Raw genomic sequence first — 10385 nt, forward strand, 5'->3', positions numbered from 1 at the left:
AGGGCGATGTACATCTTATACAATAGCTGTACAATCTTTGTAAATGGTGGCGGAAAAAAGTTCCCGGGTTTCCAATGTGGAGCGGGGCACCGCGCGTGAGTCGCTGACGGAGAGGTGGATCATGGACAAAGACGACAAGGCACAAGTGGGCGCCCCCGAGTGGCCGGCAGAGGTGCGGGATGCACTGGCCACTCACGAGATCGTGGGCATCACCTCCGGGCTTTCGGACTTCCGGGATGCCCAGGCGCTGCTGGAGGCGACCGCACCCGGAAACTGGAAGCGGCTGGAATGGGGTATGGGCTCGGCCCACAATCGCGAGCAGTTCCACGCGCTGCAGCAGGCGACCGGTGCGGCGGTCCTGCCACTGTTCGTCTCGCGCGAGGGGGTGATCGGTGGACTGCCCGAGTTGCGCGAGTACCTGGGTCATCGGGCCCTGCAGGCGCGCGGCGACGGACCGCGACCGGACGCACCGGCGCCGTCGCTGCAGGTCCTCGGGTTCGGCGGCCTGCTACCCTTCGCATTTTTCGGGATCGGCGCGTGGATGGCCCAGCCCGAATGGCAGGCTTTCGCGCTGGAGGCCCTGGCGCTCTATGGTGCGGTCATCCTGTCGTTCCTGGGGGCGATCCACTGGGGGATCTTCCTGGCGGATCGGCAGCACCGGGTGGGCCCGCTTTCGGCCCCGGTCTGGGCGGTCGTGCCTTCCATTCTGGCCTGGCTGGCCGTGCTGCAGCCGCTGCCGGAGGCCCTGATAACCCTGACGGTGCTGTTCCTGGGGGTGTTGTGGGTGGACCGGCTGAGCCTGCAGCGCCGGGCGCTGCCGCGCGGCTATCTCGGCCTGCGCCTGGTACTGACGGCGGGGGCGATGCTGGCGCTGGCCTCCGGCTTCGCAGTCACGCTGGCGGCCTGATCCGGGCCCGGACAGAGGACAACGCAAGAATGAGCGAACACAAGGACTCGACCATGGACGCAGATGCCCGTACGGCCGACGAGCCGACGGCCACGAATGGCACCGGCCAGCCGCTGGCGGCCCCGGAACTGCTCGCCGAGCGCTACCGCGACATCCTCGCCGGGCTGGGGGAGAACCCGCAGCGCGAGGGCCTGGTGGACACGCCCATGCGGGCGGCCAAGGCGATGCAGTACCTGACCCGCGGCTACCACCAGGACCTGGACAGCATCGTGAACGGCGCGCTGTTCACATCGGACAACGACGAGATGGTGCTGCTGCGCGACATCGAGCTGTACTCCCTGTGCGAGCACCACCTGCTGCCGATTATCGGCAAGGTGCATGTGGCCTACCTGCCCAATGGCAAGGTGATCGGGTTGTCGAAGATCGCGCGCATCGTGGACATGTTTGCCGCGCGCCTGCAGATCCAGGAGAGCCTGACGCGCCAGATCGCCGATGCCCTGATGCAGGTGACCGACGCCAAGGGCGTGGGCGTGGTGGTGGATGCCAAGCACATGTGCATGACCATGCGCGGGGTGGAGAAGCAGCACTCCTCGATGGCGACGTCGGTGATGCTGGGCGCCTTCCGCGAGGATGGCCGGACCCGGCGCGAGTTCCTCAACCTGATCGGCCGCACGGGCAGCTGACGCTGGTGCAGGCGAATCGCGCCCGCTCGAACAAAAAAAGGCCCGGCGCAATGGCCGGGCCCAAGATCGTTCAGACACCCGTGTGATGGAGGGTTACTGTCTGAACGGCGGATCATCGGCTGCCGTTGCCACGAGCCGATATTTCCGCAACTTGTTTAAGTGGACAGGCTGTATGGAAACAGGTTCCTGCCAGCCGCCACAGGAATGCGGACGACATCACATTTTTCTTCCCGGCCTCCCACGGAGTCGCGATGCGCGGTCTTGAGCAGATCCCCTGGCTGTATGACGGCCTGATGGCCGGTGCCGAGCTGCTGGGCCTGCGTCGCTGGCGGCGGCGCCTGGTCGAAGGCGCTCGGGGCCGCGTGCTGGAGGTGGGCTGTGGGACCGGGCGCGACCTGCCGCTGTACGCGGATCCGGGGCGGGTGATCGGCATGGACCCGGACCTTGCGGCCCTGCGTCGCGCCCGCCACAGGGCCCCGTCCGTACCACTGGTGGTGGCGCGGGCCGAGGCCCTGCCGTTTGCGGACGGGGCGTTCGATACCGTGGTCTCCGGTCTGGTCTTCTGCAGCGTGCAGGACCCGCCGCGGGCGCTGGGCGAGGTGCGCCGGGTGCTGGCCGAGGCAGGGGAGCTGCGTATGCTGGAGCACGTCCGCCACACCCGGCCGCTGCTGGCGCGGGCCCAGGACCGGGTGCAGCCGGCCTGGACCTGCATCACCGGCGGGTGCCATCCGAACCGCGATACCGAGGCCGCGGTGGAACAGGCCGGGTTCTGCATCGAGTCCGAGGACCGGGTGGCCCGCGGCGTGATGCGGCGCTTCGCCGCGCGGGTCTGCCGTGCGCCCCCGGATGCGTCAGGGCGTAACGCCGGGGATGCGGGCTGAAGGGCAAGGGCCTTTTTGTACCACGAAGGGCACGAAGGCTCGAAGAAGGGCGAGGGCGTGTAACCACAGAGGGCACGGAGGACACAGAGAATTCCAACGTGGTTTGTGGGAAACCCCTTGCGGGTGACCTGAACAGGGCAGGCGGTGATCCAGTAACGAGAAGGCCCCGGGCATGAATGCGCCGGGGCCTCCCTGGATCGACGGTACGGAACGTGTCAGGCGGTCGTGTTGATGTTGGTGCCGACGTTGTCCGGCAGGCCCTGAGTGGCGGCCTGCATCTCGCCGATGTCGGGCATTGCCTGCAGCATCGACTGAGCCGCCATCTCCTGCGACTCCATTGCCTTTTTCTGCACGGCCACATCCTTCTGCATCGCCAGCTGCTGCTGGCTGCCCTGCGTGGCCATCGCGGCAATTGCGCTTGCGTCCATCACGCTACTCCCAGAATCTGAATGTACAGGCCCGTTACGCTCCAGAATTCAGGACAGGCCTGACCCCGGTGACGGCTGAATCCTCGCAGACTTGAGCCCTCGAACCGGATTTTTTCAAGGCGACGATGTTCACCAGGATAGCAGCGCGTCCCGCATCCCCGCTCCCGAATTTCTCCGTGTTCTCCGTGCCCTCTGTGGTTACACGCCCTTGCCCTTCTTCGTGCCTTCGTGGTGAATTCATTCAGTCGGCCGGCCGTTACTGGCGCTGGGCCTCGAACTCGATGATCAGCTCGATCTCGTCGCCGACGATGTCGCGGGTCAGGCCATAGGTCATGCCGAAGTCGGAGCGGTCGAAGCTGCCGCGCATCGAGGCCCCCAGCACATAGGGTCGCCCGAACAGGCCGCCCAGCGGAAATGGGTAGCGCCCGACCTTGTTGATGGTCACGTCGAGGTGGATGGTGCGGGTCTCGCCCAGCAGTTCCAGCCCGCCGCTCAGGCGCCCTGTGTTCTCGCCGGTGGGCTGGTAGCGTGTCGCGGTGAAGCGCATCTCCGGGTATTCCTCGACGTTCAGGAAGTCGTCGCTGCGCAGGTGATCGTCGCGTTCCTCGTGGTTGGTGAACACGCTGTCGGTTTGGACCACGAAGTATCCGCCCTCCAGTTCGCCCGAGTCCGGGTCGAAGGTGAACTCGCCCTCGGCCTCCAGGAACATTCCCAGGACCTTGGCATAGCCGGCGTGATCGACCATGAAGCCGACCGCGAAGTGGTCCGGGTCGATGACCCAGTGGTCGGCATCGGCCAGGGCCTGTGCGGGCAGGGCGAAGGCCGTGGCCAGCAAGCCACCCAGCAGCAGGCGGCGCAGGCGGGTGGAGAAGCGGTTGTTGCGGGCGTCAGTCATGACACACCTCCGGTCGGTGGTGGTACAGCCAGTGGATGTCCACGGCAAAGGACAGGCCCAGCGCGAGCAGGCCGGTCAGGGCGATGGTAATGGCGGCGGGGTCGGGCAGGCCGGGGATCAGGATCAGCAGCAGCACCACGGTCTGCAGCACGCAGACCGCCTGGCGGCGCCGGCTGGGCGGCAGGCTGCCCGCCAGCCAGGGCCAGACCACGGCGGCCAGCACGAAGGCGTAGCGCATCAGCCCGATCAGGATCACCCAGGGGCCGACCGCGGTCATCTGCCAGGCGAGGATGGACAGCGCCAGGATCATGGCCGCGTCCAGCTCCATGTCGAAACGCGCCCCAAAGGCCGTCGCGCTGCCGGTACGCCGTGCGACGGCGCCGTCCGCCCCGTCGAGCACCAGCGCCAGGCCCGCGAGGGCGATTGCCCAGAGCGCCAGCACCGGCTCATCCGGGGCGGGGGCGGCGAGGATCAGGGTGCCCAGCGGCGCGGTCAGGGCGGCGCGCAGGAGCGTGACCCGGTTGGCCGGTCCGGGCCCGCGCATGGTGGGTGCCAGCCCGTCGGCGGGTGTGTGGGCGACCAGGAGGGTGGCGAGCAGCAGCCACAGCACGACGAAGCCGGCAGCCGCCAAGGGGCCGGCCTGCGCATGCCACAGCAGCGCGCTGGTCACCGCCAGTCCCAGCAGGCCGGCGATCAGCCAGTCGGGCGCCCAGACCCGCAGACCGGTCTGGATACGCGACGGGAGGGGCTTGGCGGAGGAAGACTCCATACGGGGATTGTAGCGCTCCGGTGCAGTGGGCTTGGGAGTGTCGAGGAAACGGTGTCCTGGGTTTGCGACCATACGGCGCTTCGGGAGTTGCCGCTCGCTGCGCGCTTCGCCCACACTGCGCGCATGACGACGTGGCCTCGAACCCCGTTGCCGGGGCGCTCCCGGTGAGCACGACTAACCCCGAAGAAAAGGCCTTCTGGGTCACCGGCCCGGGCTCTGGCGAGTTGCGCCCGGAGGCGCTGGCGGAGCCGGGCCCGGGCGAGGTGCGGGTGCGCACGCAGTTCACGGCGATCAGCCGCGGGACGGAGGCGCTGGTGTTCCATGGCCGGGTGCCGGAGAGCCAGTACCAGGCGATGCGTGCCCCGTTCCAGGCGGGCGACTTTCCCTGGCCGGTGAAGTACGGCTACATCAGCGTCGGAACGGTCGAGGCGGGTGGCGAGGCGGAGGGGCTGGCCGGGCAGCGGGTGTTCTGCCTGCATCCCCACCAGAGTGCCTACGTTGTGCCGGCCGCTGCCGTGGTGCCGGTCCCGGATGAAGTCCCCTCGGCGCGCGCGGTGCTGGCGGCCAACATGGAGACCGCGATCAACGCGGTCTGGGACCTGCAGCCGGGTCCCGGGGATCGCATCGCGGTGATCGGCGCCGGCGTGGTGGGTTTGCTGGTGGCCTGGCTGCTGCGAGGGATCCCCGGCACCCGGGTCACGCTGATCGACTCCAACCCCGGGCGCGAGACCGTGGCGACGGCGCTGGGCCTGGAGATCGGCACGCCGGATGCGGCGCGGGAGAATCCGGGGCTGCAGGGGCTGGACGCGGTCGTGCACGCCAGCGGCAACCCGGCCGGGCTGGAGCAGGCCCTGGCGCTGGCCGGGGTCGAGGCGCGAGTGGTGGAGATGAGCTGGTACGGCGACCAGCCGGTGCCGGCGCCACTGGGCGAGGCGTTTCACTCGCGGCGGCTGACGCTGCGCAGTTCGCAGGTGGGGCGCATCCCGCCGGAGCGCGCGGCGCGCTGGGATTACCGTCGTCGCCTGGAGCTTGCGTTGTCCTTGCTGGCCGAGCCGGCACTCGATGCCCTGATCACCAGCGAGGATGCCTTCGCCGACCTGCCAGCGGCGATGGCGCGCGTCACAGGGCCCGAGGCCGGGCGCACCCTTTGCCACCGCATCCGCTACTGATCCTTTACTTCCAGACGGGGAACCACCCGATGTACAGCCTGAACGTGCGTGACCATTTCATGATTGCCCACAGCTTTGCCGGCGAGACTTTCGGCCCGGCGCAGAAGCTCCACGGCGCGACCTACGTGGTCGATGTCACCTTCCGCCGCCGGACGCTGGATGGCGACGGGCTGGTGGTGGATATCGGCCGCGCCAGCGAGGTTGTGAAGGCCCTCCTGGCGGATCTGAATTACCAGAACCTGGACGAGCGCGAGGAATTTCGCGGCCAGAACACGACCACCGAGTTCCTGGCCCACGAGCTGCATCAGCGCGTCGCGCGCGCCATCCATGCCGGGGAGCTGGGCGAGTCCGCGCGCGGGCTGGATGCTGTCTGCGTGACCCTGAACGAGTCGCACGTGGCCTGGGCCAGCTACGAGGCGGCGCCCTGAGCGGAATGTGCGCGCTGGGCGTCGTGGTCCCGGGTGCGCTGGACCAGCGCACCGGGGGGTATCGCTACGATGCGCGCATGGTCGCGGGTCTGCGGGCGCGTGGCTGGGCGGTGGCGGTGCGCGAGCTGGACGGGGCATTTCCCGGCCCCGACCCGGTGGCCGAATCGGCGCTGGACACGGCACTGGCGGGCTTCCCCGATGGCCGTGCTGTGCTGCTGGATGGCCTGGCGGCCGGTGCCTTTCCAGAGGTGCTGGCCCGCCACGCGGACCGTCTGCGCCTGGTCTATCTGTTGCACCACCCGCTGGGGCTGGAGACCGGCCTGGAGCCTGCGCGTGCCGAGGATCTGCTGGCGCGGGAGCGCAAGGCGCTGGGCCAGGTCCGCGGCGTAGTGGCCACCAGTGCCTACACGGCCGGGCAGGCGGCGGATTGGGGCGTGCCTCCGCAGCGGTTGCGGGCCGTGCCTCCGGGGGTTGAACGCCGGACACCAGCCACCGGACCTGCGCCCGGCGAGCCGCCGCTGTTGCTGTGCGTGGGTTCGGTCGTGCCGCGCAAGGGCCAGCTCGAGCTGGTGCAGGCCCTGGCACGGGTCGAGTCGAGGGGCTGGCGGGCGGTGCTCGTCGGATCGCGGGTGCGGGACCCGGCTTACGCGCGGCAGGTCGAGGCGGCGATCGCCGGGGCCGGGCTGGCGGACCGGATCGAGTGGGCCGGAGAATGTGATGATGCGGCGCTGGACGCCTGGTTCGAGGGTGCCTCGGTGTTTGTGCTGCCGAGCGCCTACGAGGGCTATGGCATGGCCTATACCGAGGCCATGGCGCGGGGGCTTCCGGTAATCGGGACCACCGGCGGCGCGATCCCCGGTACGGTTCCGGAAGCGGCCGGCCGCCTGGTGCCGCCGGGTGATGTCGAGGCGCTCGCCGATGCCATCTCGGGCCTGCTGGCCGACTCGACGGTTCGGAAACAGATGGGGCAGGCCGCGCGGGCGGCCATGGTCCAGCGCCCGGACTGGTCGGGCGCGGTGGACGGACTGGAGCAGACGCTGGGAGCCTGGCTGCAATGACGGAAAGCTTCGACGCCGACTGGCTGCTGCTGCGCGAGCCGGCCGATCACGCCGCGCGCCCGGACGCGCTGCTTGCGACCTTGCGTACGGCCCTGGGCGGGGCCCGAGGGGCGGGCCCCCTTGAGGTGACCGATCTGGGCAGCGGCACCGGCTCCAACCTGCGCTATCTCGCCCCGCGTCTGCCGGGAGCGCAGCACTGGCGACTGGTGGACCACGATGCCGGGTTACTGGAGGCGGCCGCTGCACCCGGGGCCGGGGTCGAGATCGAGCGCCGGGTGGGCGATCTGGCGGCGGACCCGGTTGCGGCGCTTTCGGGGCGCGAGGCACTGGTCACGGGTGCGGCGTTGCTGGATCTCGTGTCCGAGGACTGGCTGGCATCGCTGCTGGCGGCCAGCGTCGGGCAGGGCGCTACGGTCCTGTTCGCGCTGAGCTTTGATGGCCGCATACGCTGGTCCGATCCGCACCCGCTGGATGCCGAGCTGGAGGATGCGATCAACCGCCATCAGCGTTCCGACAAGGGTTTCGGCCCGGCACTGGGGCCGGCGGCTGCGGTCGCCTGCGCGGCACAGCTCGAAGCCCTCGGCTATCGCGTTGAGAGTTGCGCGAGCGACTGGCGGATCGATGCGGAACAGGCTGCACTGGGCACGGCGTTGATCGACGGCTGGGTGCGCGCGGCGAGCGAAGTGGCACCGGACCGGTCAGCGGCGCTGCAGGCCTGGGGCGAGGCGCGGGCGGGTTCCCTGGCCCGGGGCGCGGTCGAGTTGGTGGTTGGGCACCGGGATGTGCTGGGATGGCCGTGAAGGCCGTTTTGCTGTCGGCGGCGTACCCGTTTCACTGGACGCCGAAGCCGTGCAGGATAGAATCGGACAGGGACAACGGGAAAAGGTGAGGCATGGAACAGGCAGACAAGAAGCAGAGAAGTTTCCTTAATCGCTGGTGGATCCTGATCGTCATCGTGCTGTGGCTGATCGCCTGGTCGGCACGTGACGTGCTGGCCCCCAGCGTGGAGGCAGTGCCGGAGGGTGACGACGTCGAAGCCGTGGCCGTGGCGGACGACGAGCCGGCTGCGGCCGGGTCGGGCACGGACGCCGATCGGCCACGCGAGGGCCGCCTGTCCGAGGGCGACATGGACCCGATGACGGGCGAGCCCTACGAGCTGGATGACGGAAACGACATGCATCGACCGATTCCGGATCCGCGGGAACAGCCGCGCACGACAGCGTCCGGGGAGCCGGTGAGCGAGGAGCAGGTCGCGCGGCAGGTTCAGGAGGCGCTGGAGGCCGGGCGCGCCGCGTACTGGAGCGAAGGGCCCGAAGCCGCGGCCGCCATCCTGCGTACCGCGCTGGACGAGATCCCGGCGACCTCGTCGCAGCGCGCCGACCTGTACGGCGAACTGGGCAACGCCCTGTATGCCGCGGGCGATGCCCGGGGCGCGATGCGTGCCTGGGACAGCGCCCTGGACCTGCTGCCGGGCGGTGAGCGACGTGCGATGATCGATCGTCTGGCGCCTGTCTACGACCGCCACCATCGCGATGGCGCGCGCCACCTGCGGCAGTACCGCTAAGACGGATCACAGGCCGGAGTGAACGTAAAAGGCCCCGGAGGCGATGCCTTCGGGGCCTTTTTTGTTTGGAGCCTGGTTACTTCCGGGATTCAGACGAGCTGGTAGCGATGCAGCTTGCGCCACAGGGTGCTGCGATCCATGCCGAGCGCGCGAGCGGTCTGCGAACGGTTGCCGGCATGGGCCACCAGGGCCTCGCGCAGGCGCCGCGCCTCGGGATGCTCGCTGGCCTGGGTGTCGCGGGCCCCGTTGGATTGGGACCCGTTGGTGCGGGAACCATTCGGTTCGGCACCGACGGTGGGGTCCCGGTCATACCCATTGGTATGCGGCGCATGGATCGCCTCGCCCGCGTCTGACTCCACCCGCATCGGCTCGGGCAGCGGGAAGTCATCCACCTGGCCATTGCGGGCGTGCAGGTTCAGGCACTCGAAGACGTTTTCCAGCTCGCGGAAGTTGCCCGGCCAGGGGTGGTCCTGGAGCTTCTGCTTCAGGTGGGGGGCGATGCGGATGCCGTGGTGCACCTCGTAGGCCTCCAGGGTCGCGGCCAAGTCGCGGGGGCGCTCGCGTAGCGGCGGGATCTCCACGGTGGCGACCGCGAGCCGGTAGAACAGGTCGGTGCGGAATTCGCCGGCCTCCACGCGGCTGCGCAGGTTCTGATTGGATGCGGACAGGATGCGCACATCCACCTGCCGGGTGGTGTTCTCCCCTACGCGTTCGAAGGCGCCGTCCTGTACCGCGCGCAACAGCTTGGCCTGCAGGCGCTGGCTCATCTCCCCAATCTCGTCGAGGAACAGCGTGCCGCCGTCGGCGGACTCGAAGCGCCCGATCCGGTCACTGACCGCGCCGGAAAAGGCCCCGCGCGCGTGACCAAACAGTTCGGATTCCAGGAGCTCCTCGGGAATGGCCGCACAGTTGATCTCGACGAAGGGGGCGCTGCCGCGATGGCTGGACTGGTGGATGGCGCGCGCCAGACGCGTCTTGCCGGTGCCGGATTCGCCCAGCAGCATCACGCGCACATCGCTGGCGGCCACCCGCCGCGCGAATTGCAGTGTGGGTCGGCAGTGGGCGTCGTGGGAGTGGAAGTGACTGTCATCGAGTCCGTCTCGGCCATCTTCGCTGACGGTCTCGATCGGGGTCGTGCGGCGGCGTTGCGGCTGCAGGGTGATCAGGCGGAGCGCGCGCTCATCGTCGTTCAGGCGCAGGGGCTGGCTGATCACCTCCAGTGGCAGGGCCTCGTCGTCCAGTTCCGCCATGAGAGAGAAGTGCAACGCATGCGGGGTGCTGTTGGCGTCGGCATCATCGTCGCCGGCCGCCACGGCGGCTTCCTTCAGGTGTTTTTCCAGGTTCAGCGGGCCCAGCTGGTCCAGGGTCAACCGGGCGTCGTGGGGGATTCGCAGGGTCTGGTGGAAGGCGGGGTTGGCGAACAGCACCCGGCCCCGGGTGTCGCTGATCAGGTGTGGGTCTCGACTGTGTCTTATACAGATTTCGGCCAGCTCGGTTGTGGTCATCCTGCCTCCGGTTTTTCTTGTTTTGGGGCGGGCGGCAACGCTCGGGTGTTGCAACACCCGACAGGGGCTGCAACACCCGACAGGGGCTGCAACACCCC

The 10385-nt window shown here is 69.1% G+C and carries 12 protein-coding genes; 8 read left to right on the forward strand and 4 right to left on the reverse strand.

The annotated features are described in order from the left end of the window. Positions 1-121 precede the first annotated feature (121 nt). The 3 genes from F572_RS0100590 to F572_RS0100600 all read left to right on the forward strand — a co-directional run bounded on the left by F572_RS0100590 (position 122) and on the right by F572_RS0100600 (position 2471). Complete coding sequence (locus tag F572_RS0100590; RefSeq protein ID WP_017941495.1) at positions 122-907, forward strand: DUF3429 domain-containing protein; 786 nt, start codon at positions 122-124, stop codon at positions 905-907. A gap of 29 nt (positions 908-936) precedes the next feature. Next, positions 937-1590 carry a GTP cyclohydrolase I FolE gene (gene folE / locus F572_RS0100595; RefSeq protein WP_017941496.1) on the forward strand — a complete coding sequence of 218 codons (654 nt, stop codon included), beginning with the start codon at positions 937-939 and terminating at the stop codon, positions 1588-1590. Positions 1591-1841: 251 nt separating this feature from the next. Then, positions 1842-2471, forward strand: a complete 630-nt coding sequence (locus F572_RS0100600; protein WP_017941497.1) for a class I SAM-dependent methyltransferase — start codon at positions 1842-1844, stop codon at positions 2469-2471. A 215-nt stretch (positions 2472-2686) separates the two neighbouring features. Here the strand turns inward: F572_RS0100600 and F572_RS0100605 are convergent, their stop codons facing one another. The 3 genes from F572_RS0100605 to F572_RS0100615 form a co-directional block, all read right to left on the reverse strand. Continuing rightward, positions 2687-2899, reverse strand: coding sequence for a YjfB family protein (locus F572_RS0100605; RefSeq protein ID WP_017941498.1), 213 nt, complete (start codon positions 2897-2899; stop codon positions 2687-2689). A gap of 256 nt (positions 2900-3155) precedes the next feature. Beyond that, positions 3156-3794 (reverse strand): YceI family protein, encoded by a 639-nt coding sequence (locus F572_RS0100610; protein WP_017941499.1) that lies wholly within the window; start codon positions 3792-3794, stop codon positions 3156-3158. Beyond that, complete coding sequence (locus F572_RS0100615) at positions 3787-4563, reverse strand: CDP-alcohol phosphatidyltransferase family protein (RefSeq protein ID WP_017941500.1); 777 nt, start codon at positions 4561-4563, stop codon at positions 3787-3789. Before F572_RS0100615 ends, F572_RS0100610 begins: the two co-directional genes overlap by 8 nt. A gap of 164 nt (positions 4564-4727) precedes the next feature. On the opposite strand from F572_RS0100615, the gene F572_RS0100620 reads away from it, so the two are divergent. The 5 genes from F572_RS0100620 to F572_RS0100640 all read left to right on the forward strand — a co-directional run bounded on the left by F572_RS0100620 (position 4728) and on the right by F572_RS0100640 (position 8782). Continuing rightward, entirely contained in the window at positions 4728-5732 is a 1005-nt protein-coding gene (locus F572_RS0100620) for a zinc-binding alcohol dehydrogenase (RefSeq protein WP_017941501.1), read from the forward strand. Positions 5733-5761: 29 nt separating this feature from the next. Beyond that, the gene (locus tag F572_RS0100625) at positions 5762-6160 is read left to right on the forward strand and encodes a 6-carboxytetrahydropterin synthase (RefSeq protein WP_017941502.1); all 399 of its coding nucleotides are present in this window, start codon (positions 5762-5764) and stop codon (positions 6158-6160) included. Positions 6161-6165: 5 nt separating this feature from the next. After that, a complete protein-coding gene (locus F572_RS0100630) occupies positions 6166-7218 on the forward strand; it encodes a glycosyltransferase family 4 protein (RefSeq protein WP_017941503.1) in 1053 nt (350 codons plus the stop codon). After that, complete coding sequence (locus F572_RS0100635) at positions 7215-8018, forward strand: class I SAM-dependent methyltransferase (protein ID WP_017941504.1); 804 nt, start codon at positions 7215-7217, stop codon at positions 8016-8018. The genes F572_RS0100630 and F572_RS0100635 overlap by 4 nt, the downstream gene beginning before the upstream one ends. A 92-nt stretch (positions 8019-8110) precedes the next feature. Further along, positions 8111-8782 carry a hypothetical protein gene (locus tag F572_RS0100640; RefSeq protein WP_017941505.1) on the forward strand — a complete coding sequence of 224 codons (672 nt, stop codon included), beginning with the start codon at positions 8111-8113 and terminating at the stop codon, positions 8780-8782. A gap of 89 nt (positions 8783-8871) precedes the next feature. On the opposite strand, the gene F572_RS0100645 is transcribed toward F572_RS0100640, so the two are convergent. Further along, positions 8872-10287, reverse strand: a complete 1416-nt coding sequence (locus F572_RS0100645) for a sigma-54-dependent Fis family transcriptional regulator (protein WP_017941506.1) — start codon at positions 10285-10287, stop codon at positions 8872-8874. Positions 10288-10385 lie beyond the last annotated feature (98 nt).

This window comes from Thioalkalivibrio sp. ALE14, assembly GCF_000376845.1.
GTDB lineage: Bacteria > Pseudomonadota > Gammaproteobacteria > Ectothiorhodospirales > Ectothiorhodospiraceae > Thioalkalivibrio.